Genomic DNA, 26,304 nt, shown 5'->3' on the forward strand with positions numbered 1-26,304 from the left:
TGGAGGAACACAATGGAACAGAAAATAATTTCAGGACTCTTACTCGTTGATAAAGATAAAGGGCCAACATCACATGATATAGTTAACAAAGTCAGAAATATTTTCAATGTAAAACAAGTAGGACACGCTGGAACGTTAGACCCATTCGCAACGGGCTTATTGCTTGTAGGAATTGGTAAAGCAACTAGACTTCTTGAATACCTACAAGGCGAAACAAAAGTATACAAAGTAAAAATGCAATTAGGAATTATCACAGACACATTCGATATAACCGGTACAGTAATGGAAGAAAATAACATTAACAACTCGGAAAGGGAAATCATAGAAGCGATTAATTCATTTATCGGCACTTACAAGCAGGTTCCACCTGCCTATTCTGCGAAAAAATACCAGGGTAAAAAGTTGTACGAACTTGCAAGAGAAGGCAAGATAATAAATCTTCCACCAAGAGAAGTAACGATATATGAAATATCTGATATAAAAATCGAATTACCATACGTTGAATTCACAACAAAAGTCTCCGCGGGAACATACATAAGAAGCCTTTGTATGGATATAGGCTACAAACTAGGCTGCGGAGCAACCACAGTTGAATTGAGAAGAACAAAAGTAGGAAAATTTGATGTTGGAAATGCGGTAAGAATAGATGAAAACATTGAAAAGGTAAAAGGACATGTAATCCCTATGGAAGAAATCTTAGACTTACCAAAAATTGTCATCTTAGATAAAACAAAAGTATACAACGGAATTCACCCAAAAGTGGAAGATTTAATATCATACGATAATTTCAAAAAAGATGACTTAGTTCAAATATTTGCCGATGGAAAATTAATAGCCATCGCAATGGCTGAACGTAACTCAAGCTTTATAGAAACACTAAAAAAACAATCGAGAAACGAGCGCATATTAACTTTGGAAAAAGTATTTAGACTTGATTAGGAAACCAATTAATGTAAGTAGACGGGAGGCATGGCTATGAAAGTTGGCATCGTCGGATTATCACAAGTTGGAAAGACAACAATATTCTCACTTTTAACTGGTATAGAAGTTGACCTTTTCTCTCAAGAACACCAAAGAGGAACGGCAAAGGTACACGATAAAAGAGTAGATATATTAACTAAAATGTACGAACCAAAAAAAGTTACTTACGCAACATTAGAATTTTTCGATACACCAGCTTTAAAGATAAATGACAAAAAAGAACGAACAGCGGTATTTAACTTACTACAAAATGTTGAGGCAATGCTTATTGTAGTTAGAGCTTTTAAAAACGATTCCGTACCGTACCCTGAAGTAGAAAAACCTATAGACCAACTCAAAGCAACATTAGATGAATTTTTATTCAGAGACCTTGATGTTGTGATGGGACGTATAGAAAGACTGGAAAACGCCAAAAGAAAGTTGGAACCAAAAGAAGAAATTGAATTGAAACTGCTTAAAAGAATACAAGAAGCTCTTGAAAATGAACAGCTACTTTCACAAATTGAAATCAGCGAAGAAGAGAAAAAAATGTTAGGTGGGTTTTCTTTAGCAACACTTAAACCTATCGCCATAGTCGTAAACTTAGATGAGGAGCAATTCACAGATAAAAACTATGAAACAAAAGATGAAATCGTGAAATTATGCGAGAAAAATGGATTTGCGTACGTAGAACTCTGCGGAAAACTTGAGATGGAATTAAACGCTTTAAGCGAAGAGGAAAAAATGGAATTACTAAAAGACTTAGGTGTTGAAGAAACCGGTATCCAAAGACTTTCAAATGCACTTTACAGACAATTTGGTCTAATCTCATTCTTTACAGTAGGAAAAGACGAAGTCCGGGCATGGACATTGAGAAAAGGTTCAACAGCTGTCGATGCGGCCGGAGTAATTCATACAGACCTTGCAAGAGGGTTCATAAAAGCAGAAATTATAAAATACGAAGATTTAATAAAACTAGGCTCTGAAAAGGCTGTAAAAGATGCTGGATTAATGAAACTGGTTGGAAAAGAGCACATCATAGAAGATGGTGATATAATTACTATTAGGTTTAACATTTAAAATTTAATGAGAGGAGGGCTAACATGTCAGACCCTATTGTCAAAATAAACGACAATGTATACGTTGTTAGAGACAGGGTAGTTGCAATTGTTCCTATAAGTTCAACTATCTCAAGAAGAATTAGAGCGAGCAACCAGCTTGGAGGAAAAATGCTTAACGTTTCGTATGGTAAAGAATGTCGAACTGTTATATTTCTAAACAGTGGTCACAGTTTACTTTTAGCTGAAAGTGCAAAAGAAGTTAGGAAAAAAGTATGGGGTGATTAAATAATTAGATGGAATTCCAAAGAATATTATTTAGAACAAACAAACATAATCGTTACAGTATAACCGCGTTAGTTGGCGCGATATTATCGCGGATTGATATAGATGTAATTGAATCAAAAAGCATAAGCGATATACTACAGTACCCTGTTGAGGGTACTGTAGTTGCTTATTCATTTATGAGTTTTGACATAGATATCGTTAAGGTTGAAGTGCAAGAATTGAAAAAACACGGATATATAATCATAGCAGGTGGACCGCACGCAACAGCGTTGCCTCAAGAAACGCTAAAAATTGGTTTCGATTATGTCTTTACCGGTGATGGTGAGGAAAATATCGTAAGATTTCTCTTAGGCGAGAGACCAGAAAATCGAATTTTTGATGGAATATCGAAGCGTATTAACCTTGATGAGTATCCTGCCATTTGCGAAAAGAAAAAACTATTTATGCCATTAGAAATATCAAGAGGATGCCCATTTAACTGTGGCTATTGTCAAACTCCGCGCTTGGCAGGAAAAATTGTAAGACACAGAAGTATAGAACAGATTGTAGAATACGAGAAAATTTCTGTCAAATATGGCAAAACAATCGCGAGATTCATCACTCCGAACGCGTTTGGATACGGGAGTAAGAACGGTGTTACACCTAATCTTGAAGCAATAGACGAGTTACTCTATAAAGTAAAAGCCACCGGTGTGACTGAGATATATTTTGGTACATTCCCATCAGATGTAAGACCAGAGAGTGTTACTGACGAAGTCTTAAAAATAATAAAAAAGTACGTAAACCACGATTACATAGTAATAGGTGCACAGAGTGGGAGCAACAGGATACTTGAGAAAATCCAACGTGGTCATACTGTAGAAAAAGTAGAAGAGGCGTTAGAAATATTGGCTCAGAATGGCTTTTACGCAAAAGTTGATTTCATATTCGGCTTCCCATTCGAAACAAAAGAAGATGTCGAAGAAACATTTAAATTCATAGAAAAAATAGTAAAAAAATACAACGCAAAAATCCACGCCCATACATTTATGCCTCTTCCGGGCACACCCCTTTGGAATGTTGGACCGGGAATACTAAAAAACTATCATTACAAATTCTTAGGTACACTTGCATCGCAAGGAATATTAGATGGGTATTGGACCAAACAAGAAGAACTTGCAAGAAAAGTTGTTTCACAAAAAATTGAATAATCCAGTAATAAAACAAAAAGGCTGGTTTTGAAACCAGCCTTTTAATTATAATTTTTTTACTCTCTTGGGAAAATAATAAACTTTAAAGCTGTTCTTGTTTCATTTTCAACGTTGACGTCCGTGAAAGCTGGGACACAAACCAAGTCATAACCACTTGGTGCAAGGTAACCTCTTGCAATTGCAACAGCCTTAATTGCTTGGTTAACAGCTCCTGCACCGATCGCTTGAATTTCAGCTTTTCCTTTTTCTCTAATAACACCTGCTAAAGCGCCTGCAACCTTGTTTGGGTTAGATTTTGAAGAAACCTTTAGTACTTCCATGGTAATACCTCCTTTTTTCTGACGTCTGAAAATCACAATCTTTGTAGTCTAATCAGAGTGTTTGAACGGCAAAAATTAAAAAATTATCTAAATTTCTTACCTTACTGGCGCGCCCGGCAGGACTTGAACCCGCAACCATCGGATCCGAAGTCCGACGCTCTATCCAGTTGAGCTACGAGCGCGCACAAACATAGATACCATCTATAAAAAAACTGGGGTGGCTAGAGGGATTTGAACCCTCGACCACCTGATCCACAGTCAGGCGCTCTGCCAGCTGAGCTATAGCCACCACAAATAATCTTACTATTAATTTTTTGAATCTTCTGGCGCGGCCGGCGGGACTCGAACCCACAACCCTCGGATTAGAAGTCCGATGCTCTATCCTGTTGAGCTACGGCCGCTGCCTGAAATCTAAAAATTAAAAAAATTGGAGCGGGCGACGGGACTCGAACCCGCAACCCTCGGCTTGGAAGGCCGATGCTCTACCAATTGAGCTACACCCGCAACTGGTCGGGGCGACTGGGCTTGAACCAGCGACCTCCGGTTCCCAAGACCGGCGCGCTCGCCAACTGCGCTACGCCCCGATTACCAAGACCGTGAGTTATTATAACATGTGCTTATTAGCATGTCAAGTATCAGAGTGTGAAACATTAAAGTTAAAATTGTATTTATTCCATTTTTAGTTATTTCGATTATTCTCCGCCTTCTTTTGGAATGACACATATAAATGATGCTTCTGTATTTCCATTATTTTGAAATTGATGTTCTTCGTTTGGTTCAACAAAAACATATGAACCTTTTGTGACTCTTTGCTTACCGTCTTTTCTTATAACATCTATTTCCCCTTCAACTATAAATACTTCATGTTCCCATGGATGTGTATGATAAGGTGTTGCTGCACCGGGTTTTAACGTAAACAATCTCATAACAAAATTTGGTGCACCATCCCTTGGACCTATCAAAACACGTTTTAATATCTGGCCACCATTAATTTCTTGTGGTTGCATTTCGTTGATGTTTCCTATCTTCATTCCTGTGCGCCCCCTTTCTCTTTTCTATAACAACGTACCTGTAAGGTTCTAAACCTTCAGAATATGTGTGTATATCAGAATACTTCTTGGCTATCTCATGGACAATCTTTCTCTCAAAAGCAAACATTGGGTCAAGTTTGACCTTTCCAATCTTCCTTACTTTCTCAATTGCATGTTCAACTATCTGCTTAAGTTGCTCTCTTCTTTTTTCTCTGTAGTTACCAGCGTCGATAATTACCGTAACCTTTGTATCTGTTATTCTATTTAAGAATATATTCGCCAAATGTTGAAGAGCACCCAAACCTTTACCGTGCTTACCGATAATTTTTCCAATCTCTTCGCTGTGACATGAAGCAAGAAATGTTTTTCCCCTACTTGTGACTTCAATAAAATAATCAATACCGAAGTATTTAAATATATTCTCCAAAAAGTCTTTTAATTTTCTCTCGTAATACTTATTTGTAATAGTTATTTCCGCAACAGCGTCACGTGCAAACAAACCAAATATACCGTGTGTTCCCTTATCAATAACGTTTACCTCGTACTCACCTTCCAAAACATCATAGTCAATCTTAAACTGCTCAAGAATATCATCCACTGTCTTTCCAATGTAGTTTAATCTCTTCAAGTCTATCACCTCACACTTTCTCCATTCACACTTTCTCCATCCAGTTCAACTAACCACATCATATTTTACAAGAAAATAAATTTATTATTTTTTCTTCGGCCTTATTCCCCAAAGTTCGTGTTGTGTTAAACCTTGTATTTTGTATCGCTTGTAAATGTAGAATGTTATAACAAGTTGAATGATAGAGTTCATCGTCCAGTACAAGAATATACCACTTGGCAAGTTAATAAAGAAGAATGGGAATATGGCACCCATTATTATCTGCTGCCATGCCGTTCTTGAATCTTGGCTTGTTATAAGCGCGAGGTAATAGGATGTTAGAATAGTGATAATAAGGAACAACCAGTTTGCTCCCCAACCACCTGCTGAGAGGTCCTTCCAAATCAAAAATCCACCCGAAACAGAGAAAAGTTCTTGATAACTTTGGATAACACCGTAAAGGAGCATAAAAATTGGTAATTGTATGAGCAACATCAAACAACCACTCGATGGATTTATCTTATTCTCTTTGTAAAGCTTCATGAGCTCTTCTTGCTGTTTCTGAGGATCCTTATATTTTTTCTTTATAGCTTCAACAGCTGGTTGGAGTTTCCTCATTTGAATCATCTGTTTTGTCTGCGCATGGTAGAATGGATACAATATTAACCTTACAATTATCGTAAAGACTATAATCGTCAATCCAAAATTTCTTGTAAATGTGTTTATCCAATTGAAAAACTCGGTAAGTCCATCGGCAATGAAACTGTACCATGTACCAACACCAGGAATTGTTTTGATAAGTTCTATAAGCCTTCCACTATCTTCTCCAAAAACATGCTTTAAAACTGTCTTCTTGTAAGGTCCCATATAAACAAAGAACTCTAAGCTATTCCCTACAACCTTTGTACCATCTAACTTACCGGAAAATTTTACAATCGAAGCGTAATCTTTATCAGGTCTAAAAGAAACAAAGAAGTTCATAGCGGATCTAACCGTATCATTTGACCATATCAATGGAAGCGCAATTTTTACTGAATCTGGTGATTCAATCTTTACCTTATAAGAATACGTTATAAGTTTATCATCAAATATATAGGTTTTTTTCAGCCGATTTGGATAATCAAAAGTTATCTGTAATGATTTATAACTATCTTTCTCTGCCTTTTCACCATAATTTATAGTATATGTAGGTGTGCCTTCTGAAATCTCAATATTATTCTCATTATAAATATCAAAACCATCGTTATCGTTAACATAAAACAAAAACGCTCTACCAAGAAGGTGAGAAACTTTAGAAAGATTACCATCTTTTCCTATTTCAATTTGTAAATACTTACTTGTAACAACAATAGAGTCAACACGTTCTTCCACAAAAATACTAGAAAATCCAACGCCCCCGATTAATATCCCCAACAGTACAAATAACAAAAAAACGACGGTTGATTTTTTCAATTTTACCGCCTCCTTAGACTATTATTTGATTTTTTAAAAAGGTAAAATTCAGTAGGAACTGGATCATGTCCACCTTTTGAAATGGGGTTACAACGAAGAACACGCCAGAAACCCAGGAGCAAACCCTTAAGAATACCAAAACGTTCCACTGCCTGATAAGTGTAAGTGGAACATGTTGGTTCAAATCTGCATGTTGGTGGTTTAAGTGGTGAAATATACTTTTGGTAAAATCTAATCAACTTAAGTATTACTTTCCGCATCAATTATCCTCTCAAAAACGTTCAATAGTGAACTGCAAATACTCCGGTAATCTGCTTTATCAAACTTTTCCGACAAATTCTTCCTTGCAATAATGAGAAAGTCAAAACCTTTGGAAATATTATACTTATTTGTCCTGAAACATTCTCTTACCCATCTTCGCAATTTATTTCTCCGGTTCGCTTTCCCAAACTTCTTCTTTACAGAAATAGCTATCCTACTGTAATCAAGTCCATTTTTTCTGTAAATAATAACAAAATACTCATTCTGTACGGACTTACCTTCTTTAAATAAAAGGGTTATATCTCTCCTGAGTTTCAGGCGTTCTTTTTTCCTGAAAGTATATCTTCTTACTTCTTTAGGTTCTATCAAACTGTGAGTCTCCATCTACCTGTTCTTCTTCTGTTTCTAAGAACTTTTCTTCCGCCTGGTGTAGACTTTCTCGCCAAAAATCCGTGTGTTCTTTTTCTCTTTCTTTGTGAAGGTTGGTATGTTCTCTTCATAACTCTTTCCTCCTTTTCTTTTCCAAAATCTGATGTAGTATTATTTCTTTGGATTTTAAAAATCGGACTATAAGAAATTATATCAAAAAATTCAATAACTGCAATATACAAGTTGAAATAATTATGTTATATATTAAAAAAACAACTGGTGGCCAGGGACGGAATCGAACCGTCGACACGTGGATTTTCAGTCCACTGCTCTACCAACTGAGCTACCTGGCCACCTGTAATATGCTTTATATGTTTTTATCCTTTAATCGCTTCAATTTATTTTCTTTCATTTGGTGGGTGCGGCAGGACTTGAACCTACGACCTTCTGCTCGTAAGGCAGACGCTCTCCCTCTGAGCTACGCACCCACTCTGCTTTCATAACTTTCTTTTTAGAAAAATCTGGCGCCCCCAACGGGATTCGAACCCGTGCCGCTGGCTTGAAAGGCCAGTGTCCTAGACCGCTAGACGATGGGGGCGTTACTATTTTCTTCATGTTCCCATGAAGTGAGTAACCGTTACCTATGATACCAAAGAAAAATTTTTTGTCAAGTAGTTTATATAAATTATGTATGAAAAAAGATAGTTAACTTTGAGTTACAGCTAATCGCAAAAGCTCTTAAATTATTGAATTAATCGATATTTCGGATCATATGCCTATATATCCCGGGTTCGGAGTTCTCAATTTCTATCGCATCTACAGTTTTCTTGTAGTAATCAACTGGTCCAGCATCTCCGATAACTGCATAGGCGTATCCAACATTGAACATGTCATATAAACAAGCAAGTAGTAATGCTGTACCGATACCTTTTCCTCGATAATCTGGGTCAACCCCTGTGGGGCCAAAAAATCCACGCATGGTTGCATCATAGCAAGCAAAACCAATAATTTTGTTTTCTTTATTTGTATCGATAGCTATAAACGATGATATGGGTTTGTTGGAAAACGTCATATCCGTTTCGCTTGCCCAATGATTTCCAAACTTTTTCCTTACCCACTCTACCACGAAATACTTTTCTGGTCCTATGGGGCGTTTGATTTCTATTCCTTGAGCTTTTAGTTTTTCTATTATGGGCGCCAATTTTGGTAATTCGTACAACTTTACGAGTAAATCCGGCATAACATCACCTCGCTTGGTTTAAAAATAAATATCAAATCATATCAGCGATAATTCTTACGAATAAAATTACCAGTACTGCCAACATTATCGGTTTTATAACCTTCGAACCTTTCTTAAGCGCAAGACCAGAACCAAGCCAATTACCAACTATACCAAATAAAGCAGCCGGAAGTCCAAGTGAATAAATCACTTTACCGCCAAAAATAAATGTTACAAGAGCCCCTATATTTGAAGCCAGATTTACAATCTTTGCCGTTCCAGAAGCAGATACATGGTCTATTGACAATATTGAAACGTACAAAATTATAAGAAAAGTACCCGTCCCAGGTCCAAAAAAACCATCGTATGTTCCAATTGATAAGCCTATTAGAAAAGACATTATATAAGTTCTAACACTTTTGAAATTGATTTGTTTTTCAACTGATTGTTCATTTTTTCGCCCAAAAAATACAAATAAAGCCGCCAAAGGTATTAAAATAGTCAATATTATTTTCAACCTATCTGGAGATAAAAGTAACGCGAGTTTTGCACCAATATACGAACCAATCAGAGAACCGACAACGGATGGTAACCCTACAGAGTAAATTATCGCCCTACCTTTTGCATACCTTAGTGTACTAAATATTGTACCAATAGTAGAAGAAAGTTTGTTGGTGCCTAAAGCATAATGACTTGGAACACCAATGAAAAGATAAGCTGGCAGGGAGATTAAACCTCCACCACCAGCTATTGAATCTACAAATCCAGCCAAAAAAATCAGTGGAAAAAGTATAAATTTATCAATTAAAGTAAATTGCAAAATAATTCACCTTCTTTTGTATAACATCAAGAAATCAAACTACAATATTAAAAACAGCTTTTAGAATCCACCCAATCAAATATGCAACAGTAGCAGATAGGCCGCCTATCATAAGCATCTCAAATCCACCGATAAACCACTTAACACCTGTAACTATCTGCCTAAGGGCACCAACCGCGAATAACGTTATACCTGTAATTATACACGATATCAAAAATTGATTGTTTGCAAGAAAATTCCATTGTGAAGCAAATACATAGGCTATAAGTGGCATAAATCCGGCAATTATGAATGCGAAAAATGTAACTAAAGCACTTTTTAGAGGCGAAGAATCATCTTCAAACAACCCAAGTTCTTCGTGTAACATCGTTTCTACCCATAAATCTTTGTCGCTTGTAATCGCATCGACAAGTTTATCTAATTTTTCGCCAGAAAGCCCTTTTCTTTTGTATATTTCTCTTATTTCATGCTTTTCGGCCTCAGGCATATGTTCAACTTCCCATCTTTCCCTTTCCCTTTCAGCTGCTAAGTAATCTTTCTCCGATTTTTCTGACAAGTAATCTCCAATTGCCATAGAAATACCATCAGCAAATAAATTAGCCAAACCAACGATAAGAGCGACCTTTGGACTTAAATTCGCACCGGCAACACCAGAGATAGCTGCAAAGGTTGTTACAATACCATCACTTGCACCATAAACTGCTTGACCTATGTACTTACCCTGCTCTGTTTTATGCCAAGGTTCTTTGCCTATTTCATCAGGTGAATGTAATTTTTTATGTGTTTCCAAATCACCTTTAAAAAAGGCTTCTCTTGCCTTTTCAACACGTGTTTTACGTCTTGAAAAAAACCCAAACAATGTTCTTCCCCCTTTCACAGATAAATTTCAATAACCGGATAAATTAATCAGGCCAATTAAATTATAACATATTATATTCGTGAATTAAGCTGTTCTTACGATAATATGTTTAACGTTACCACATTTTTTTGAGATATTCGGCAAAATTCAAAAGATTATATAATTCTTTACTCGTTATTGAGTTCATAAATCAAAAAATAACAATAAAATAATTTCGTTTTTTCTACGCTAATGTGGTTAAATTGTGATAACGTTACCACATATGTGGTAACAAAAACTTTTTCAAGGGTGGAACATGAATATGAAGAGAACGGTTTTTCTGCTTGTCGCTGCCCTTATGGCGATTTTGGTTTTTGGTGCGCCGTACAATACAACCATCAAAGTTCTTGCTTGGGATGACGCACTGACACAAGCACTTAAAGAGGGATTGCCTGAGTTCGAGAAAGCCACAGGTATAAAGGTTGTACTTGAATTAATTCCATCCGGAAATTTGCTCCAAAAAATTGGTGTGAGTGTAGCGCCAGATAAGACAGACTATGACTTAGTAACTGTTGATGAGCCTTTTATAGAAAGAGAAAGTGTGGCAAAACGCTAATAAGTCGTCTAGTCTCTTGCCCATATTTGTGTTATCTTTGTAGTATCACACCATTCCCACACAATATTTGTAATTGTGTGGTTTTTTTATTATAATTGAATAAGTAAGCGAAAAATATAAATTAAAACCAAAAACATAGACTAATGATTTTAAAAATCATTTTGTTTTAAATTGATTTAAGATTTATAATAATACTTGTGTAAAACCGTGTAAAATCTATAAGGCACATACATGAAAAGGAGGGCTAATAAATGGAAAACATCGATGGAAAAATCAAAGAATTAGTAGATAAGCACTTTGATAGTATTTTAAAGGCACTTGATAGGGTTATCGCTATTAGGTCTGTAATGGGAGAGCCGAAGGAAGGAATGCCATTTGGCGAAGGACCGGCAAAAGCTTTGGAAGAGACATTAGAGATTGCGAAAGAACTTGGTTTTGAACCGGTAAATGTAGACAACTACGCAGGACACGTTGAATATGGTTCGAAAGATGGAAAATACTACGCCGTGCTTGGTCATTTAGATGTTGTACCTGAAGGAGATTTAGAAAGATGGGAAACAGATCCATACAAATTATCAATTAGAGATGGGAAGATGTACGCAAGGGGAGTTTCAGACGACAAAGGGCCAAGTATAGGTGCACTATTTGCTTTGAAGATAGCTTCTGAATTGGTTGATAAACCAAAAAATAGAGTAAGAATAATATTCGGGACAAACGAAGAAAATGGTTCCAAATGTTTGAAATACTACTTTACGAAAGAACCTTATCCTGATGCCGCAGTAACTCCTGATGGTGATTTCCCGCTTGTTTTTGCAGAAAAAGGTATAGTGACTTATAAAATAAGCAAAAACATGTCTCAGAATTACAGCACAAAAATCGTTGAACTTAAAGCTGGAACAGCGGCAAATGTTGTACCAGAAGAATGCATTGCCGTTATCGAAAGTGACAAAGTTAAGGAAATAGCATATGTTGTGGAAAATTACAAAAGCGCCTGCAGATATGAATATTCAATTGATGGAAATAAAATAACCATAAAATCGCTTGGGAAATCTGCGCACGGTGCACACCCAGAAGCTGGATTAAACGCTGCAGGTGGTATGTTGGAATTACTGTCGAGGCTGGATTTAGGTCCTGAGACAGAGACAATAAGGATGCTTTACGAAAAGCTTGGAAAAGATTATTACGGAATAGGACTTGGTATCTCAGGTCAGGATGACGTAAGTAGAAAACTAACGTGCAACCTCGGAGTACTGAAATTAGAAAATGGAAAAATCGAAGCAATAATAAATATAAGGCATCCAATATTCTTTAACGTAGACATGATAACACTCCAAATCAAAGAAGCAATGAAAGGATTTGAAGTTGAACAGATGAGTTACAGCAAACCGCTTTACGTATCAAAAGACAGCGACTTAGTTAAAACACTTATGGAAATATACTATTCAGAAACCAAAGACGAAACACAACCACTTGCTATAGGCGGTGGCACATACGCAAGAAGTGTACCTTACGGAGTAGCCTATGGTGCTGTTTTCCCAGGCGAAGAAACACACATGCATGAACCAAATGAAAATTGGTCATTAGAATCTTTCAAAAAATTCATTAGAATATACACCAAATTAATATACAGATGGCTCACAGAATAAGATAAAACATCGACATATCGAAAAACAAACAGGGGATTATGGATTTATCCCCTGTTTTTCTTCTAAAAATTGTGCTATTTTAGTGTTTATTTATGTAAAAAACTTCAATTTGAATTTGGCGGAAGTGTTGACTTTGGTTGGCCCGGATATTAGTATTTCTTTTATTTCTTTTCTTCAAGCTCTATCTTCCTTAAAATTTCCATTTGCTTCTTGAATTCCCTAATGCCCATATTCATAAGTATAAACCTTGCGATGAAGAATTGAAGAGGTAACCACGTTACGTGCCCGCTTGGAATTATGTACCTTTTTGGTTTACCAAGCGCATACCATAGTAACTTCCTGCTTCTCAGCGGTAAGGCTTTATCAAAAAGAGCTTCAACAAATATAATTTTTTTAGTATCAACAAACTGAGCATACGCAATTGGATCTAATTTTAAATATGGATGTATATCGCTATTTTGCATTTCTTGAACGCTTTTAAAACTCTTTAAACTTTTCAATTGTTCTTCGAAGATTTCCTTCATTTTCTTTTGGTCTTCAATGAAGTGTTTTATCTTTCCCGTTTCTTTCAATTTTTCAACACTTCTTCTAAAAAACGCAAGCGTAGGTGAATGCCACATTAAAGTCGACATCTCACCACCAACGGTCATAAGTATCGTCTTTTTGAATTCATCTCTGATAGCGTTAATCATAACAGAAATCATTCCGCCCAAACAAAAACCAAATAGATAAGCGTTATCAATCCATAGACGTTGACTTTTGACATGGTCGATTATCGTTAAAACATCAACGACAGATTGTTCCCAGAATTTAGTCGCCCTTTCCACATCTGAATCGAAGAAATCTTTTCCACTTACTGAACCGTGTGCAACTCGCGTAAAATTGCCAGGTAGTATAGGTACAACCACCCTAACTCCAGCATTTGCCAAATGCGTTGCCATCCAAAGCAAGAATGGTATATTCGAAGTTCCAAGTCCATGGAGTATAAATAATATCCCAACAGGTTCGTCCTTTGGATCAAATAAGTAATATTCAACTATTTCAGTACCTTTTATCGGTTCTGGGTAAAGTGTCTTAAATCTTACGTATGAACCTCTGAATTTTTTAGCTTTTAATATATATCCTTGGGTAAATTCTTCTACTTTACCCGCATATTCAAAACTTACCATACATCTCCCTCCAAAAACATAGCAGTTTTTTCAATCATATCTAACGTCTTTTCATCTCTCAAAACAAATTCGAATCCATGACTACCATATGGATGGAGCAAAAGTTTGGAAGGTATCTTTTTTTCTCTTAGCTTTTTAAACATTTTAACTGAGGAAACATAAGGTACAACAGTATCTCTTAATCCATGGACTAAGAGTGTTTTTGGAAAATTATCAGGAATATTATTTACAGGCGAATATTTTTCATATACCTCTTTCGATTTTCTCGGTAATCGCTTCAACGTTGTCGCAGAAGCAAACCTTGCGAATAAAGAAGGTGATTCCCAAATATCTAACAAATCACATGGCGCATAGTAAGATACTACCCTTTCTATTTTTTCCGGAATGCGTGACGCTGTGAGAAGCGCGAGATGACCTCCAGCCGAAAGTCCCATAAGAGCTATCTTATGCTGATTTTCAAACTTTTTCATGACAAAATCAACCGCTTCTATAAGTTCATCTATAAGTTTTTCAATACCAGCCTTATAACCGCGCGTATAATCTATTGTAGCCACAATAAATCCCTTGCTAACAAGATACCTGTACCATGAAAGATTATTGGGCTGTCTGCGATATCCACTAATCCACCCACCACCGTGGGCAAAGACTACTATACCTTTAAACTTTGTCAAATTGAGTCTCTCAAGGTCTGGATAAAATATATCAAGCGAGTTTTTTTCTGTATACCTTACAGATTCTGCATACTTCCAAGTAGGCGTTTTTGGATCATTAGGTAACCTGCCGAAAATAGATTTTCTAAGGATTGGAATATTCACCAAAAAGATTATGAAAACAAAAATAGAAAAATTCCAAAAAGCCAAAAATATAGAAAATATGTAAAATAACATCTTAAAGAATAAAATCAACTTGCTTTTTACACTCCACAATATGTTCTTTTTATTCATCTAATACCCTCCAAAAATCTATTTCTATCTATTTCTCATCCAATTATATCATTTAAAATGTGGTAAAATATATTGAAATTCATAACAATGCTTAAGGAGGCTTAAGACAATGTACGGAATCGTAAAGTATCCTGTCTCCGATATGCGTTCCGAACCGAAATTCAGAAGTGAACGAATTCATCAATTGGTGTTTGGTGAAGTAGTTTTAATAAAAGATGAAAACGACAATATCAAACAAAACGACTATATCTACGCCTGCGACATTAGACTAAATTACTGCGGATACGTAAACAAACATACATTATTCATATTGGATGAAAAAGAATACAAAGATTTCTCAAAATTAAACGAGGTAAAAATCTCCGTGCCATTTTGTAAAAGCTATGGAGCCATAGAGTACCTCTTGCCATTCGGTAGCAGATTGTACACTAACAGTTCTTCAGAATATACTGAATTTTACTTACCAAACGGTAATGTTTATAAACTCGTCGATACACCATTCTATAAATCAACTGAGCCTATGGAAATCGCCATACAATTCTTAGGAGTACCGTATCTTTGGGGAGGCACATCATCGTATGGTTTTGATTGCTCAGGTTTTGTAAATAGAGTATACGATGTAATTGACATAATTCTTCCAAGGGACGCTAATCAACAAGAGAAAAGTTTACAATCAGTTGAAACTCCCAAACCGGGAGACTTATTATTTATGGAAGGTCATGTTATGATGTACATCGGAAATAACAAAATAATCCACGCAAACGGTCATGATATGTGCGTAAATATAACCGATTTGGATAGAGAAAATTACGGGAGTTATCTGAAAAGCAAAATCCGTAAAATCGGGAGAATAACTGGATAATTAAATAAAACAATTAACGTATCATAGAATATATGGTAAAATCATAAGTGTTATAAAATAAAATGGTAATTGGAGGGATAAAGATGGGCAAATACGAACTTGATATAGAAAAATACAGAAAAGCCGTTGAAAAAGTTATCTTAAGATTTGCTGAAAGAGGTTGGGAAGAAATAAAAATAGAAGAGATATGGTTTGAAACGTCTTTACCTACAGATGTCATAATCCAAGCCTTCAACGCCGGGGTGTCAATCCCTGAAGAAGTTAAACTAGTAACTTACAAGGGGAACGTAATATGGAAAAAAGAAGGATAAATAAAAATCTTATCCTATCTATAGCACTCATCATACTCTTATCTCTGAACGTTTTTTCTTTAGAAGTAAAAACTTCGGCTATATACAACTACGGCGATAGCATATTTTCGCTTTATAATTCTAACACTCCTAAAACGTACTTTGAGTTCATCTCAAATTTAACTTATTTATCTGAAAATATCCACTTCAACGCAGATGTATCATTTTTAAACAACAAAGCCTACAATGACCCATTTTCCGAAAGTTACTACGGTGGATTTTATTTTTACATAAACGATGGCTCGATATCGCTTAACCTCGGAAACTCGAAAATATCTTTTGGAAAAACACACCTTGGTGATATGGTCAAATCACCTTATTCACTTTTCGTTTCGTCTGTGAATTATCCAAGAAACACTCTTGAATACAGATACGAAGATGATAAATTTATTTACGTTACAAGATGGATAGAATTAAACAACCTGATTAATTTGATTAATTCATCGAACTTACAAGAAAAATACCGAAGCGCAAATTACAAAGTTTACGCTGTGAAATTTCCAAACATTAGATTTGGATACGAAGAAGTAAATGTATACATTGGAAAGAACTTCGATTTTGAGTATTTTGCTAATCCAATTCCAGGATTTTTTATCCAGTATGTCAACAGCGCAGGTAGACCGTACCCTGAAGGTTTGGGTGAATCAAATTTTATAATGGGATTTTTTGGGGATTATTCAGATAAGGAAAAATATCTTTACACACAAATTCTTATCGACGATATAAACATGAACAGATTTTTACACCCAGATTCATACCAAAATCCGGATAAAATCGCATGGTCGTTTGGTGGAAGTTTTTCAACCAACGTAGGTAAAATAGAAATACACCACGCTGGAGCGACGAAATACACATTCCAACCATCTTCGGAAAGTGGAAATCAAATGTACTGTGGATACACCTATTTCCCTTATTTCACTTACAACGGAACAAATACGATATTTCCGTTAGAAATGCTTTACGCAGGTTACAAATACGGTGAAAACAACCTTGCTTTTTTGATTAATTACTCTCCAAACTTTGTCAGTAATTTGAAAACTTCTTTAGAATACGTAATTTTAGGCGAACGCTCCCCAGTCAACCCTTGGAATGATTTGACAACATTCAAGGAAGGAACACACTTACTCGACGATCCGGTTCTTGAGCACAGACTTGTTGGAAACGCAAATTACTCATTCAAAATATTAGATGGGCTGAACATATGGCTAAATACATCTTTGGGATACATCTGGAACAAATCAGAACTTACCGAAGTTACCACAGACAACGTTAAAAAACCACTTATGAGACCTGTATCTGGTAATAACATACCATTTTTCTCCTTGGTTGTTGGATTAAACTTTGAATTTAATTTCTAACACAATTATTTTAGGAGTTGTAAATAATGCTCAAAGAAGGTTTCAATGCGGTTCTTCCATCGTTCTTACTAATGTTCGTTGGATTTTTGTACGGGAAAATCTTTAAAGATTCAGAAATTGGGATATTCAACAAAATCGCAACTTGGCTGATGGCACCATTAATCACATTCACTTTCATGAACGACTACATCCCTAAAATCGATGTTTTACTTAGGTACACGGCTGGATTCGCTTTAATGTTCGTAATATCGTATTTAATATCAAAAGCCCACAAAGAACATAAAGAGATATTCTTCACAGGTAATGTTTACGTTAACTCAGGTTATTTGGGTTACCCTGTACTATTAGCCCTATGGGGCGAAAAAGCCTTAGCTTTAGGTGTAGTTTATTCTTTTGTAAACGTGTTATTTGGAAGTACATTCTTACCAAGCATGATAAGTGGAAAATTAGAGCTTAAGAATGCATTGAAACTCCCATTTATTTATGCGATATTCTTAGGATGGGGCTTAGGTTTTGCAGGTATTTCATACAAACAACTTCCACAAGGAATATTAACGGGTTTCAACTGGCTTAGAGATATGGCTATACCATTTTTACTTTTGCAAGTAGGGCTATCTATTTCGCGCATAGAATTTGATTGGCATGACATGAAAGACTACGTTTTGCTAAGTTTTGAAAGATTGATATTCATACCATTAGTAATGACATTATTCGCGTTGCTATTAAACCCATTTGAAGCGAAAGTATTTGTCCTTGAAAGCGCTATGCCTATAGGAGTGAACAGCGTCGTTGTTATAAACACATTCAAACACAAAGATACACCAAAAGCTGGAGTAACAGTCGCTTTGACAACACTATTTTCTCTATTAACATTACCAATATGGGCTTTTGTATTAGAAAAAATATTTTAAAATTATAAAAGAACTGAGAGGAGGACTGACGAGATGTACTTACAAGATGTTATAAAAGTATTAGACGAATTCTGGGCGAATTACGGTTGTTTTATCGAACAACCATACGACATGGAAATGGGCGCGGGCACATTCCATACATCAACATTCTTTGGTGTGCTAAGAAATAGGCCTTGGAACGTTGCATTTGTCCAACCAAGCAGAAGACCAACAGATGGCAGATACGCAGAAAATCCAAATAGAATGCAAAGGTTTTATCAATACCAAGTAATATTAAAACCACATCCAAAAAATTCTCAAGAAGTTTACCTTGAATCACTCAAGGCACTTGGTATTAATCCGAAAGAACATGATATAAGATTTGTTGAAGATAACTGGGAATCTCCAACTCTTGGTGCTTGGGGTATCGGGTGGGAAGTTTGGCTTGATGGAATGGAAATCACACAATTCACCTACTTCCAACAAGTTGGCGGAATAGCTCTTAAGGAAATACCACTTGAAATAACATACGGTGTTGAAAGAATCGCTATGTACTTACAAGGTGTCGATAATGTTTACGATGTCATGTGGAATAAAGATGTAAAGTACGGAGAACTCTTCAAAGAAAATGAAAGACAGTTCTCGATATACAATTTTGAAGAAGCAGATGTAGAAACTCTCTTCAAGCTTTACGAAATATACAGAAAAGAATTCGATAGGTTAGCGGAAAAAGGATTGATATTCCCCGCATACGAACAACTTTTGAAATGTTCGCACACATTCAATTTACTTGACGCAAGAAACGCCATCAGCGTCGCCCAACGGCAAACTTACATTAGAGACATACGCACAATGGCGAGTAAATGTGCGAAAGTATTCGTTGAAATGCAAGAGACACAGGAAAAGGAAGGTGAACAAAAATGAGCAAACCAAATGAATTTCTCTTTGAACTTGGCATAGAAGAACTTCCAACCACGGAAATAAATGGATTAATTCAGCAACTCTCCGATAAAATTCAAAATACACTGAGCGTTGAAGGTATAAATTACGAAAAATTCCAAATCTTTGTAGCACCACGTAGGTTTGGATTTGTAATCGAAGGTTTACCAGATAACACCCCAGAGAAAGTTATCGAAAAAAAGGGACCAGCTGCGAATATCGCATTTGACGAAAACAACCAACCAACAAAAGCACTGCTTGGTTTCTTAAAGTCGAACAATTCAACACTTGAAGAAGTCAAAATAATAGATAACTATGTGTACATTACTAAAACGCAAAAAGGTCTTCCAATAGAAGAATTTTTGAAAACCACAGTCCCATCTATAATAACTTCAATCAAATTCAGAAAACCGATGAAGTGGGCAGATGGGAAATACGAATTTGTAAGAATACCACACCATGTACTCGCACTATTAAATGGAAAAATAGTTGAAATGGAAATTTTCGAGATAAAATCATCTAATAAAACAGTTGGGCATAGATTTGTTATGGATGAATACTTCGAAGTCAATTCGGTACAAGACTACTTTGACAAATTGAGCAAATACTATGTGATACCAAAACTCGAAGACAGAATAAAATTCATAAAGTCACAACTCGAGGAATTTGAAAAGAATGGTTACACAATTGATAAAGATGAAGAATTAATCCAAGAAGTCGCGATACTCACAGAATATCCAAAATTAATTTCAGGAACATTCTTAGAAAAATACCTGACATTGCCAGAGGAACTGATAAAAACAACAATAAAGCACCACCAAAGGTCATTTACAGTACACAGTGGCAATAAAATAACAAACACATTTGTTGCTTTTATCGATATGCCAATGGATGAACTTGGAAACGCTAAAAAAGGTTACGAAAGAGTTATCAACGCAAGGCTCGAAGATGCAAAATACTATTATGAAAAAGATATTCATTTTAAGCTTGAATCATTTAACGAGAAATTGAAAGAAATTGTATTCCAGAAAGAACTTGGAACGCTATACGACAAAATATCAAGAATTGAACAACTTTCGAAAAAAATAATAGAAATTTTGGAATTAGAGAAAATAAGTGATAATATATTAAGGACAGCAAAGCTTTGTAAAGCGGATATTGGAACGCATGTTGTCTATGAATTCCCAGAACTTCAAGGAATTATGGGAAGAATTTATGCGTTAAAAGATGGAGAAGCAGAAAACATTGCATATGGAATTGAAGAGCATTATAGCTCAAATCCATCGACCGTTGAGGGAGCAGTAGTAGGAATTGCCGATAGAATAGATACCATAGTAGGTAATTTCATCATTGGGAACATACCAAGCGGTTCGAAAGACCCTTACGGATTGAGAAGCAAGACAGACGACATTTTTGCAATCATTGAAAAGTTTTCTTGGGATTTGGATTTAAAGGTATTACTTGAAAAAGCAGCAGAGCTATTAGGTAAAGAATTACCAACAACATTAATAGAATTTTTTGAAAATAGATTTGAATTGTACAACTCAAATGTAAGATATGACATAGCCAGAGCAGTAAAACACCTTTGGAAAAAACCACTAAGAGGTATACTATCAGCAAAGGCTATTTACAAACTCGTTGGAAAAGAAGAATTTGAACATCTTTTAGTTGGTTTTGAAAGGGTACACAACATATCCAAAAAACACATATCGGAACATTTTGACTCTGCAAAATTTGTAGAAGAGTCAGAGAAAAAATTATTCCAAAAATACATAGAAGTTAAACCCTTTGTTTTAGATGCGATAAAACATTTAGATTTTGAAAGCGCGCTTGAGAAATTAATCGAACTCAGACCGTATATCGATGAATACTTTGACAAAGTATTTGTAATGTGCGAAGATGAAGATCTAAGAATGAATAGACTAGGGTTTTTAAAAAATATCGATATGCTATTTATGGAAATTGGGGATTTAACACTTATAGAGCATTCACAAAACTAAATTTTTAAAAGGAGGGTTAAGTATTATGAAGAAAACCGTTGCGTCAGTTATTCTATTTTTAACTTACTTATCGTTTGCATTTACCATTGGTACATTATCTGTAGAAAACCCGGGTGGAGTAGTTAATCAACCATATTTTGTAAGAGCTATCACCTTCCCAAGTGCTGAAGAAGGAAAATACACAATTGGACTCGAAGGACATTTAGGACTTGGACCTATCAATTTTTCCATAGGAACATTTACAAAATATCCTGACCTTGAATTTAATGAAACTGTACATGTAGGCTTAGGAATAGCTTTTGGTGGATTTTTTATTTCAGCAAAGGCAACTACAACTGTCGATTCATTAACTGATATGTCAGCATATTCTGAACCAAAAATAGCTTTTGGGCTTGGCGGATTTAGAAAAACTAGTATATTATTCCCTTCATGGTCAAGATTTGAGCTTTCATACATTCCAAATGATCTTATTATTAAAGAAAATGGAAACTTCAAACTTAATGAATCGTTTGATTGGACTAACGCACAAGTTAATTTAATTATACAATCACAAGATACTGGATACTTTTTATTCGGATTTTACAGTGGCACAATCTCAGAACTTATGAATGGAAACTTCAAATACTCTTTTGAACTTGCACTACCAGCTGATTTTGCATATATCTATGTTTCGCAAGGATTTGATGGAAATTGGAAAGTAGGTCTTGGAGCAATATTAAGCTTTATAAACGCTTTAGGAACATATGACCTTAGAACATCTCAGATCACATGGAACATCTCTGCACAATTCTAATTTTTTGATCTATCAAAACTAACATAAAAAATTCGAAAAACTATAATCACTTTAACTAAAGGAGGGGGGATAGTATGAAAAAATTTTTTACCATGGTAATTGCTGTTTTATTAGTTGTTCTCACAGTTACATCATTTGCTCAAACACTAACTCAAATCAAACAACGTGGCAAATTAATTGTAGGGACAGAACCAACATTTCCACCATTTGAATTTGTTGACGAAAAAAATCAAGTTGTGGGTTTTGACATCGACATAGCTATGGAACTTGCAAAAAGATTAGGAGTAAAACTGGAAATTGTCAGTTTACCATTCGATAGTTTGATTCCAGCACTCCAACAAGGAAAAATTGACTTAGCAATTGCCGGAATGACGATAACGAAAGAAAGAGCGAAAGTTGTGGATTTTTCAAAACCATACTTTGAAGCAAACCAAGCGATAGTTGTTAGGAAAGATTCAAAATTTGAACCAAAGAAACTAGAAGACCTTGTTGGCCAAAAAGTAGCGGTCCAACTTGGTACAACAGGCGATTTAGTTGTAAGTGATATCACCGGCATAAATGTTGTAAGATTCCAAAAATTCACAGACGCGTTCCTTGAACTTCAAAATGGAAGGGTTGACGCGGTTGTTCTTGATGAAGCACCAGCAAAAGCCTATGTAAAGAAATTTTCTAAATTCTCCATAAGCTCAATTGTGGATACAGGCGAAACGTATGGAATAGCAGTTAAAAAAGGAAATAAAGAATTACTAAACTTCGTTAACCAGACATTGGATATAATGAAGGGTTCTGGACAGTACAACAAATTATTACAAAAGTGGTTTGAATAATCACAGGTTATAGCCCCCATATTTTGTGGGGGCTATTTCGTTTTTTATCTTTTAATTTTTTATCTTTTTTGGGGAGGGAAGGCTTGTGGAGGAACTAAACGATTTACTCAAGAATTTTCCATATCTACTCTTAGGAGCATGGGAAACACTCAAGTTAACAGCATTTTCGGTCGGTATAGGTCTTATATTGGGAACATTTATCGGTATGGGGCGACTCTCAAAAATAAAATTAATCAATTACCCATGTACTGCATACGTTGAATTTTTGAGAGGCACACCTCTACTTGTCCAAATATCCATAGTATATTTCGGCTTACCGCAACTTGGTATACAATTAGCCCCGTATCCTGCAGCAATAACGGCTTTAGGATTAAACAGCGGAGCGTACATTGCGGAAATCGTTAGGGCAGGAATACAATCTATCCCCAAAGGTCAATACGAAGCAGCTCGTTCACTTGGATTAACCCACTGGCAAGCCATGAGATACGTCATCCTCCCTCAAGCTTTTAGGAACATACTCCCAGCTCTTGGAAATGAATTCATAACACTCACAAAAGACAGCTCGCTTGCTTCTGTAATTGGCGTTTCTGAATTAATGAGAAGTGGACAATTCGTTATATCAAGAACATTCCAAACATTCTCCATATACTTCGGTATAGCCTTCATATACTTCATCATGACATTTGTCATATCAAGACTTGTCAGATACATCGAAAGGAGGATGGCAACAGCATGAACAACACAACGATTAACACATCAAACGGGAAAGAAATAATTATTAAGATAGAAAACTTAGTAAAACGCTTTGGCAAACTCGAAGTTCTAAAAGGCGTAAATATGGAAGTTAAGAAAAAAGAAACAATAGTCATCATCGGGCCAAGTGGTGGTGGGAAGAGCACATTATTAAGGTGCATAAACAAATTAGAACACTATCAAGGTGGAAAAATATATCTAGATGGCAAAGACATTGATGAATACGACATAAACCAACTCAGAACAAGAATTGGGATGGTTTTCCAGCAATTTAACCTATTCCCGCACATGAGTGTATTACAAAACCTTATACTTGCACCTGTGAAAGTCAAAAAAATTCCAGAAAGTAAAGCTATCGAGAAAGCAAAGGTACTCTTAAACAGAGTTGGACTAATTGACAAAATAGACGCTTACCCAGAACAACTTTCCGGTGGTCAAAAACAAAGAGTGGCAATTGCAAGGGCACTTATGATGGACCCAGAAATCATGTTATTCGACGAACCAACATCCGCATTAGACCCCGAACTTGTCGGTGAAGTATTAGATGTCATGAAAGATCTTGCTAACAGCGGTATGACAATGTTAGTTGTAACACATGAAATGGGCTTTGCAAGGGAAGTGGCGGATAGAATAGTATTCATAAGCAATGGTGTGATAGAAGAAGAAGGCACACCTGAAGAAATACTCAAAAACCCCAAAAAACCAAGGACAAAGGAATTCTTAAGAAGAATTTTGTAGACAGACAATACTATTCCTAAATCTATAAATAATCGATTAATTTTTACAAAACATCCGCTCCTCATTTTTCCAAAGATTATAAATGCCTACAAAAGCGCATATGACAAAAAACTTGGAATCTTTTCAAAATGGGAAAGTGCACCTGTTATCACATCATCCACCACAAATTGGTCTAATTACGTAGGCAGAATAGTATGGTTAGATATGAACGTCGAAAATGTGTATAAATATTCTGGAATATGGCATATAACATCTACTTTTGCAACCGTGAAGATAAGGGATGAAGAATACAGATACATATTTAATAACTATAATTTATATGATCTGAACAACAAAAAAGTAAAATTTTACGGTGAACTCTGGAACGACGAAGGCAAACCTACGATAATGCTCAGGGCACCTTTTGAGATAGTTATCGAAAATTAATTACTCTCAAATTCTCAAAATATGAAGGGGAGGACATAGGTTATGAAAAAACTCTTAGTAATTTCTCTTTTTGTACTTTTGGTAGTAAGTGCATTTTCTGAAGTTATCCCGATTGCTCAAATTTACAAACTAAAGGAAGGCGAGACGGTTGAAGCAACGGGTGTTGTTTTAGTAGAACCAAACGCATTGATGAACAAGACAACATGGATTCAAGATTCAACCGCGGGAATTATGGTTTACGGAAATCTTCCAACACTTAAATTAGGCGATGTTATAAAAATAACTGGTAAAACGAAATTGTACTACGGTATATTGGAGATACTTCCAGATAAAATTGAAGTCATAGGAAAATCTGAAGTAAAACCCGTTAACTTAAATGAACTCTTCAACAAGTTAGCCGAACAAAACGGTGGAAAAGTCTCACAACAAAAAATAGGTGAAGCATTTAACTCTGTTATGTCCATGTTAGTTACCCTTGAAGGAACGATATCGGGCATACAAGGATACCAATTCACAGTCAAAACAGAATACTTTGAGATTCTCATTTACCTACGTAAAGAAGCTAATGTATCGACAAAAGACTTGAAAGTCGGCGATAAAGTTTCAGTTACAGGTATCATGTACTTGTACAAAGACACATTCGAAATACTTCCAAGAAACCAGCAAGATGTGGTTAAGAAATGAAATAATACAAAAGAAAAAACAACCCCAGGCTTTCAAAGTCTGGGGTTGCTTTTTTTAACTTTGAAGCCTATTTGACAATATTCAAATATATTACTTTCTGCACCTTATCGTTATTTTTATCTTGTGCTACAACTATCAACGGTATTTCACCTTGCAAATCTTTGAGTGAAATTGTGTCTTCCAAATTGGTACTGTACTCATTTGATAAATCAGCGGGTAAGTTAAGAATAACTCCCGGAGTTCCGTTGACTTTCACGTAAATCTTTTTGATATCAAATTCTTTCGGCTTCGCGTTAACAACTACATATATAGTATCAGTTGCAACGGAAGATGGATCAACTGATTTAGATTTAGTACTATCTGTGTAAAGTCTGACATCGATATCTATAGGTATTTCGTAAGTGGGTGTTGCCACACTTTCTTCTAAATATGGAAAAATTTGTATAGAATCATTTGCCTTGAATTTGATATCTTGAAAAACTACCGTTCCGTAATTTTCCTTCTTTACAATCACATTCAACTGCTCGCCATCTTTTATCAAATTCGTACCAATTTTAGCGATGCCTGAGCTATCTGTCTTTCCCTCTCCCCTTATTCTTCCCCAATTACTTTTTACAACGACAGTAACGCCTTCAACAGGTGACAAAAAAAGTCCTTTGAGAACGTACGCCTCAAGCATTCCTGCTGTGGTATAGTACTCCAGCATAGCACAACTTGAAAGTATGAATAAAAACAATGTTGAAGTAAAAATAACCACCCTCCAAAAACTTCTCTTCATAATATCCCATCCCTCCAAATGTTTTAAATAGTCTTCAAGAAAATTATAATATAAAGTTTATATACAATCAATCGAAAATCAATTTAAAAAATTCAAAAATTCCAACATTCAAAAAGTA

31 protein-coding genes and 8 tRNA genes are annotated in these 26,304 nt (G+C 35.7%); 18 read left to right on the forward strand and 21 right to left on the reverse strand.

The features are described 5' to 3' along the window. The first annotated feature begins 12 nt into the window (after positions 1 to 12). From truB to FNOD_RS05390, 4 genes are read left to right on the forward strand one after another with little or no spacing between them, the layout of a single operon-like run. Positions 13 to 939 (forward strand): tRNA pseudouridine(55) synthase TruB, encoded by a 927-nt coding sequence (gene truB, locus FNOD_RS05375; protein WP_011994194.1) that lies wholly within the window; start codon positions 13 to 15, stop codon positions 937 to 939. 36 nt (positions 940 to 975) lie between these two features. Continuing rightward, positions 976 to 2,040, forward strand: coding sequence for a DUF933 domain-containing protein (locus FNOD_RS05380; protein ID WP_011994195.1), 1,065 nt, complete (start codon positions 976 to 978; stop codon positions 2,038 to 2,040). Positions 2,041 to 2,063: 23 nt separating this feature from the next. Then, complete coding sequence (locus tag FNOD_RS05385; RefSeq protein ID WP_011994196.1) at positions 2,064 to 2,306, forward strand: DUF370 domain-containing protein; 243 nt, start codon at positions 2,064 to 2,066, stop codon at positions 2,304 to 2,306. Between the two features lie 8 nt (positions 2,307 to 2,314). Further along, positions 2,315 to 3,496, forward strand: a complete 1,182-nt coding sequence (locus FNOD_RS05390) for a TIGR04013 family B12-binding domain/radical SAM domain-containing protein (protein ID WP_011994197.1) — start codon at positions 2,315 to 2,317, stop codon at positions 3,494 to 3,496. A 56-nt stretch (positions 3,497 to 3,552) separates the two neighbouring features. Here FNOD_RS05390 and FNOD_RS05395 read toward each other — a convergent pair whose 3' ends face one another. The 18 genes from FNOD_RS05395 to FNOD_RS05480 all read right to left on the reverse strand — a co-directional run bounded on the left by FNOD_RS05395 (position 3,553) and on the right by FNOD_RS05480 (position 10,434). Next, complete coding sequence (locus tag FNOD_RS05395) at positions 3,553 to 3,816, reverse strand: stage V sporulation protein S (protein WP_011994198.1); 264 nt, start codon at positions 3,814 to 3,816, stop codon at positions 3,553 to 3,555. A gap of 105 nt (positions 3,817 to 3,921) precedes the next feature. Then, positions 3,922 to 3,998: transfer RNA gene (locus FNOD_RS05400), tRNA-Arg, on the reverse strand. Between the two features lie 31 nt (positions 3,999 to 4,029). Continuing rightward, positions 4,030 to 4,105: transfer RNA gene (locus tag FNOD_RS05405), tRNA-His, on the reverse strand. 35 nt (positions 4,106 to 4,140) lie between these two features. After that, positions 4,141 to 4,217: transfer RNA gene (locus FNOD_RS05410), tRNA-Arg, on the reverse strand. Positions 4,218 to 4,244: 27 nt separating this feature from the next. After that, a tRNA-Gly gene (locus FNOD_RS05415) sits at positions 4,245 to 4,320 on the reverse strand. Positions 4,321 to 4,323: 3 nt separating this feature from the next. Next, positions 4,324 to 4,400 (reverse strand) — tRNA-Pro (locus tag FNOD_RS05420). Positions 4,401 to 4,508: 108 nt separating this feature from the next. Continuing rightward, positions 4,509 to 4,847: a cupin domain-containing protein gene (locus FNOD_RS05425; protein ID WP_041256920.1), complete on the reverse strand. Its 339-nt coding sequence runs from the start codon at positions 4,845 to 4,847 to the stop codon at positions 4,509 to 4,511. Continuing rightward, the gene (gene jag / locus FNOD_RS05430) at positions 4,804 to 5,484 is read right to left on the reverse strand and encodes an RNA-binding cell elongation regulator Jag/EloR (RefSeq protein ID WP_011994200.1); all 681 of its coding nucleotides are present in this window, start codon (positions 5,482 to 5,484) and stop codon (positions 4,804 to 4,806) included. The genes FNOD_RS05425 and jag overlap by 44 nt, the downstream gene beginning before the upstream one ends. A gap of 75 nt (positions 5,485 to 5,559) precedes the next feature. After that, positions 5,560 to 6,906, reverse strand: a complete 1,347-nt coding sequence (gene yidC, locus FNOD_RS05435) for a membrane protein insertase YidC (protein WP_011994201.1) — start codon at positions 6,904 to 6,906, stop codon at positions 5,560 to 5,562. A gap of 2 nt (positions 6,907 to 6,908) precedes the next feature. After that, positions 6,909 to 7,166, reverse strand: a complete 258-nt coding sequence (gene yidD, locus FNOD_RS05440) for a membrane protein insertion efficiency factor YidD (RefSeq protein WP_011994202.1) — start codon at positions 7,164 to 7,166, stop codon at positions 6,909 to 6,911. Beyond that, positions 7,147 to 7,536, reverse strand: a complete 390-nt coding sequence (gene rnpA, locus FNOD_RS05445) for a ribonuclease P protein component (protein WP_011994203.1) — start codon at positions 7,534 to 7,536, stop codon at positions 7,147 to 7,149. The genes yidD and rnpA overlap by 20 nt, the downstream gene beginning before the upstream one ends. Further along, the gene (gene rpmH, locus FNOD_RS05450; protein WP_011994204.1) at positions 7,533 to 7,667 is read right to left on the reverse strand and encodes a 50S ribosomal protein L34; all 135 of its coding nucleotides are present in this window, start codon (positions 7,665 to 7,667) and stop codon (positions 7,533 to 7,535) included. The genes rnpA and rpmH overlap by 4 nt, the downstream gene beginning before the upstream one ends. Before the next feature lie 146 nt (positions 7,668 to 7,813). Next, positions 7,814 to 7,889, reverse strand: a tRNA-Phe gene (locus FNOD_RS05455). Positions 7,890 to 7,949: 60 nt separating this feature from the next. After that, a tRNA-Val gene (locus tag FNOD_RS05460) sits at positions 7,950 to 8,024 on the reverse strand. A 34-nt stretch (positions 8,025 to 8,058) separates the two neighbouring features. After that, a tRNA-Glu gene (locus FNOD_RS05465) sits at positions 8,059 to 8,134 on the reverse strand. A 153-nt stretch (positions 8,135 to 8,287) separates the two neighbouring features. Beyond that, positions 8,288 to 8,776 carry a GNAT family N-acetyltransferase gene (locus FNOD_RS05470; protein WP_011994205.1) on the reverse strand — a complete coding sequence of 163 codons (489 nt, stop codon included), beginning with the start codon at positions 8,774 to 8,776 and terminating at the stop codon, positions 8,288 to 8,290. A gap of 31 nt (positions 8,777 to 8,807) precedes the next feature. Continuing rightward, positions 8,808 to 9,575 (reverse strand): sulfite exporter TauE/SafE family protein, encoded by a 768-nt coding sequence (locus tag FNOD_RS05475; protein ID WP_011994206.1) that lies wholly within the window; start codon positions 9,573 to 9,575, stop codon positions 8,808 to 8,810. A gap of 34 nt (positions 9,576 to 9,609) precedes the next feature. Next, positions 9,610 to 10,434 carry a VIT1/CCC1 transporter family protein gene (locus FNOD_RS05480; protein WP_011994207.1) on the reverse strand — a complete coding sequence of 275 codons (825 nt, stop codon included), beginning with the start codon at positions 10,432 to 10,434 and terminating at the stop codon, positions 9,610 to 9,612. A gap of 301 nt (positions 10,435 to 10,735) precedes the next feature. On the opposite strand from FNOD_RS05480, the gene FNOD_RS05485 reads away from it, so the two are divergent. Then, on the forward strand, positions 10,736 to 11,029 hold the full coding sequence (locus tag FNOD_RS05485; RefSeq protein ID WP_041256924.1) for an extracellular solute-binding protein: 294 nt from the start codon (positions 10,736 to 10,738) through the stop codon (positions 11,027 to 11,029). 251 nt (positions 11,030 to 11,280) lie between these two features. After that, positions 11,281 to 12,675 carry a dipeptidase PepV gene (pepV, locus tag FNOD_RS05490; RefSeq protein WP_011994209.1) on the forward strand — a complete coding sequence of 465 codons (1,395 nt, stop codon included), beginning with the start codon at positions 11,281 to 11,283 and terminating at the stop codon, positions 12,673 to 12,675. Between the two features lie 161 nt (positions 12,676 to 12,836). On the opposite strand, the gene FNOD_RS05495 is transcribed toward pepV, so the two are convergent. Together FNOD_RS05495 and FNOD_RS05500 are read right to left on the reverse strand one after the other, a co-directional pair. After that, entirely contained in the window at positions 12,837 to 13,844 is a 1,008-nt protein-coding gene (locus FNOD_RS05495) for an alpha/beta hydrolase (RefSeq protein WP_011994210.1), read from the reverse strand. Next, positions 13,838 to 14,788 carry an alpha/beta hydrolase family protein gene (locus FNOD_RS05500; protein WP_011994211.1) on the reverse strand — a complete coding sequence of 317 codons (951 nt, stop codon included), beginning with the start codon at positions 14,786 to 14,788 and terminating at the stop codon, positions 13,838 to 13,840. Before FNOD_RS05500 ends, FNOD_RS05495 begins: the two co-directional genes overlap by 7 nt. Positions 14,789 to 14,897: 109 nt before the next feature. Between FNOD_RS05500 and FNOD_RS05505 the strand changes: the two genes are divergently transcribed. The 12 genes from FNOD_RS05505 (at position 14,898) to FNOD_RS05560 (ending at position 25,408) form a co-directional block, all read left to right on the forward strand. After that, positions 14,898 to 15,650, forward strand: a complete 753-nt coding sequence (locus FNOD_RS05505; RefSeq protein WP_011994212.1) for a C40 family peptidase — start codon at positions 14,898 to 14,900, stop codon at positions 15,648 to 15,650. 83 nt (positions 15,651 to 15,733) lie between these two features. Further along, the gene (locus tag FNOD_RS05510; protein WP_011994213.1) at positions 15,734 to 15,961 is read left to right on the forward strand and encodes a hypothetical protein; all 228 of its coding nucleotides are present in this window, start codon (positions 15,734 to 15,736) and stop codon (positions 15,959 to 15,961) included. After that, the gene (locus FNOD_RS05515; protein ID WP_011994214.1) at positions 15,943 to 17,358 is read left to right on the forward strand and encodes a hypothetical protein; all 1,416 of its coding nucleotides are present in this window, start codon (positions 15,943 to 15,945) and stop codon (positions 17,356 to 17,358) included. Before FNOD_RS05510 ends, FNOD_RS05515 begins: the two co-directional genes overlap by 19 nt. A gap of 26 nt (positions 17,359 to 17,384) precedes the next feature. Next, the gene (locus FNOD_RS05520; protein WP_011994215.1) at positions 17,385 to 18,269 is read left to right on the forward strand and encodes an AEC family transporter; all 885 of its coding nucleotides are present in this window, start codon (positions 17,385 to 17,387) and stop codon (positions 18,267 to 18,269) included. A gap of 33 nt (positions 18,270 to 18,302) precedes the next feature. Further along, on the forward strand, positions 18,303 to 19,172 hold the full coding sequence (locus FNOD_RS05525; RefSeq protein ID WP_011994216.1) for a glycine--tRNA ligase subunit alpha: 870 nt from the start codon (positions 18,303 to 18,305) through the stop codon (positions 19,170 to 19,172). Next, on the forward strand, positions 19,169 to 21,187 hold the full coding sequence (gene glyS / locus FNOD_RS05530) for a glycine--tRNA ligase subunit beta (RefSeq protein WP_011994217.1): 2,019 nt from the start codon (positions 19,169 to 19,171) through the stop codon (positions 21,185 to 21,187). The genes FNOD_RS05525 and glyS overlap by 4 nt, the downstream gene beginning before the upstream one ends. Before the next feature lie 25 nt (positions 21,188 to 21,212). After that, the gene (locus FNOD_RS05535) at positions 21,213 to 21,980 is read left to right on the forward strand and encodes a hypothetical protein (protein WP_011994218.1); all 768 of its coding nucleotides are present in this window, start codon (positions 21,213 to 21,215) and stop codon (positions 21,978 to 21,980) included. Between the two features lie 74 nt (positions 21,981 to 22,054). After that, positions 22,055 to 22,807: a basic amino acid ABC transporter substrate-binding protein gene (locus FNOD_RS05540; protein WP_011994219.1), complete on the forward strand. Its 753-nt coding sequence runs from the start codon at positions 22,055 to 22,057 to the stop codon at positions 22,805 to 22,807. Positions 22,808 to 22,892: 85 nt separating this feature from the next. Next, a complete protein-coding gene (locus FNOD_RS05545; protein ID WP_011994220.1) occupies positions 22,893 to 23,543 on the forward strand; it encodes an amino acid ABC transporter permease in 651 nt (216 codons plus the stop codon). Further along, the gene (locus tag FNOD_RS05550; RefSeq protein ID WP_011994221.1) at positions 23,540 to 24,298 is read left to right on the forward strand and encodes an amino acid ABC transporter ATP-binding protein; all 759 of its coding nucleotides are present in this window, start codon (positions 23,540 to 23,542) and stop codon (positions 24,296 to 24,298) included. The genes FNOD_RS05545 and FNOD_RS05550 overlap by 4 nt, the downstream gene beginning before the upstream one ends. 204 nt (positions 24,299 to 24,502) lie before the next feature. Next, a complete protein-coding gene (locus tag FNOD_RS09380) occupies positions 24,503 to 24,724 on the forward strand; it encodes a hypothetical protein (protein ID WP_049751016.1) in 222 nt (73 codons plus the stop codon). A 42-nt stretch (positions 24,725 to 24,766) separates the two neighbouring features. Beyond that, positions 24,767 to 25,408 carry a single stranded DNA-binding domain-containing protein gene (locus FNOD_RS05560; protein WP_011994222.1) on the forward strand — a complete coding sequence of 214 codons (642 nt, stop codon included), beginning with the start codon at positions 24,767 to 24,769 and terminating at the stop codon, positions 25,406 to 25,408. 67 nt (positions 25,409 to 25,475) lie between these two features. Here the strand turns inward: FNOD_RS05560 and FNOD_RS05565 are convergent, their stop codons facing one another. Continuing rightward, entirely contained in the window at positions 25,476 to 26,186 is a 711-nt protein-coding gene (locus FNOD_RS05565; protein ID WP_011994223.1) for a hypothetical protein, read from the reverse strand. Positions 26,187 to 26,304: the final 118 nt, after the last annotated feature.

Origin of the sequence: Fervidobacterium nodosum Rt17-B1 (genome assembly GCF_000017545.1) — a bacterium.
GTDB lineage: Bacteria > Thermotogota > Thermotogae > Thermotogales > Fervidobacteriaceae > Fervidobacterium > Fervidobacterium nodosum.

What these genes read in the sequence shown, in the direction of transcription:
- FNOD_RS05535 (WP_011994218.1), top strand. Translation starts at nt 21,213, where the DNA reads ATGAAGAAAACCGTTGCGTCAGTTATTCTATTTTTAACTTACTTATCG.
- FNOD_RS05525 (WP_011994216.1), top strand. Translation starts at nt 18,303, where the DNA reads ATGTACTTACAAGATGTTATAAAAGTATTAGACGAATTCTGGGCGAAT.
- FNOD_RS05510 (WP_011994213.1), top strand. Translation starts at nt 15,734, where the DNA reads ATGGGCAAATACGAACTTGATATAGAAAAATACAGAAAAGCCGTTGAA.
- FNOD_RS05500 (WP_011994211.1), bottom strand. Translation starts at nt 14,788, where the DNA reads ATGAATAAAAAGAACATATTGTGGAGTGTAAAAAGCAAGTTGATTTTA.
- FNOD_RS05515 (WP_011994214.1), top strand. Translation starts at nt 15,943, where the DNA reads ATGGAAAAAAGAAGGATAAATAAAAATCTTATCCTATCTATAGCACTC.
- FNOD_RS05565 (WP_011994223.1), bottom strand. Translation starts at nt 26,186, where the DNA reads ATGAAGAGAAGTTTTTGGAGGGTGGTTATTTTTACTTCAACATTGTTT.
- rpmH (WP_011994204.1), bottom strand. Translation starts at nt 7,667, where the DNA reads ATGAAGAGAACATACCAACCTTCACAAAGAAAGAGAAAAAGAACACAC.
- truB (WP_011994194.1), top strand. Translation starts at nt 13, where the DNA reads ATGGAACAGAAAATAATTTCAGGACTCTTACTCGTTGATAAAGATAAA.
- glyS (WP_011994217.1), top strand. Translation starts at nt 19,169, where the DNA reads ATGAGCAAACCAAATGAATTTCTCTTTGAACTTGGCATAGAAGAACTT.
- pepV (WP_011994209.1), top strand. Translation starts at nt 11,281, where the DNA reads ATGGAAAACATCGATGGAAAAATCAAAGAATTAGTAGATAAGCACTTT.
- FNOD_RS05560 (WP_011994222.1), top strand. Translation starts at nt 24,767, where the DNA reads ATGAAAAAACTCTTAGTAATTTCTCTTTTTGTACTTTTGGTAGTAAGT.
- FNOD_RS05390 (WP_011994197.1), top strand. Translation starts at nt 2,315, where the DNA reads ATGGAATTCCAAAGAATATTATTTAGAACAAACAAACATAATCGTTAC.
- FNOD_RS05505 (WP_011994212.1), top strand. Translation starts at nt 14,898, where the DNA reads ATGTACGGAATCGTAAAGTATCCTGTCTCCGATATGCGTTCCGAACCG.
- FNOD_RS05380 (WP_011994195.1), top strand. Translation starts at nt 976, where the DNA reads ATGAAAGTTGGCATCGTCGGATTATCACAAGTTGGAAAGACAACAATA.
- FNOD_RS05550 (WP_011994221.1), top strand. Translation starts at nt 23,540, where the DNA reads ATGAACAACACAACGATTAACACATCAAACGGGAAAGAAATAATTATT.
- FNOD_RS05540 (WP_011994219.1), top strand. Translation starts at nt 22,055, where the DNA reads ATGAAAAAATTTTTTACCATGGTAATTGCTGTTTTATTAGTTGTTCTC.
- FNOD_RS05495 (WP_011994210.1), bottom strand. Translation starts at nt 13,844, where the DNA reads ATGGTAAGTTTTGAATATGCGGGTAAAGTAGAAGAATTTACCCAAGGA.
- FNOD_RS05470 (WP_011994205.1), bottom strand. Translation starts at nt 8,776, where the DNA reads ATGCCGGATTTACTCGTAAAGTTGTACGAATTACCAAAATTGGCGCCC.
- FNOD_RS09380 (WP_049751016.1), top strand. Translation starts at nt 24,503, where the DNA reads ATGAACGTCGAAAATGTGTATAAATATTCTGGAATATGGCATATAACA.
- yidD (WP_011994202.1), bottom strand. Translation starts at nt 7,166, where the DNA reads ATGCGGAAAGTAATACTTAAGTTGATTAGATTTTACCAAAAGTATATT.
- FNOD_RS05385 (WP_011994196.1), top strand. Translation starts at nt 2,064, where the DNA reads ATGTCAGACCCTATTGTCAAAATAAACGACAATGTATACGTTGTTAGA.
- FNOD_RS05485 (WP_041256924.1), top strand. Translation starts at nt 10,736, where the DNA reads ATGAAGAGAACGGTTTTTCTGCTTGTCGCTGCCCTTATGGCGATTTTG.
- FNOD_RS05395 (WP_011994198.1), bottom strand. Translation starts at nt 3,816, where the DNA reads ATGGAAGTACTAAAGGTTTCTTCAAAATCTAACCCAAACAAGGTTGCA.
- FNOD_RS05425 (WP_041256920.1), bottom strand. Translation starts at nt 4,847, where the DNA reads ATGAAGATAGGAAACATCAACGAAATGCAACCACAAGAAATTAATGGT.
- FNOD_RS05520 (WP_011994215.1), top strand. Translation starts at nt 17,385, where the DNA reads ATGCTCAAAGAAGGTTTCAATGCGGTTCTTCCATCGTTCTTACTAATG.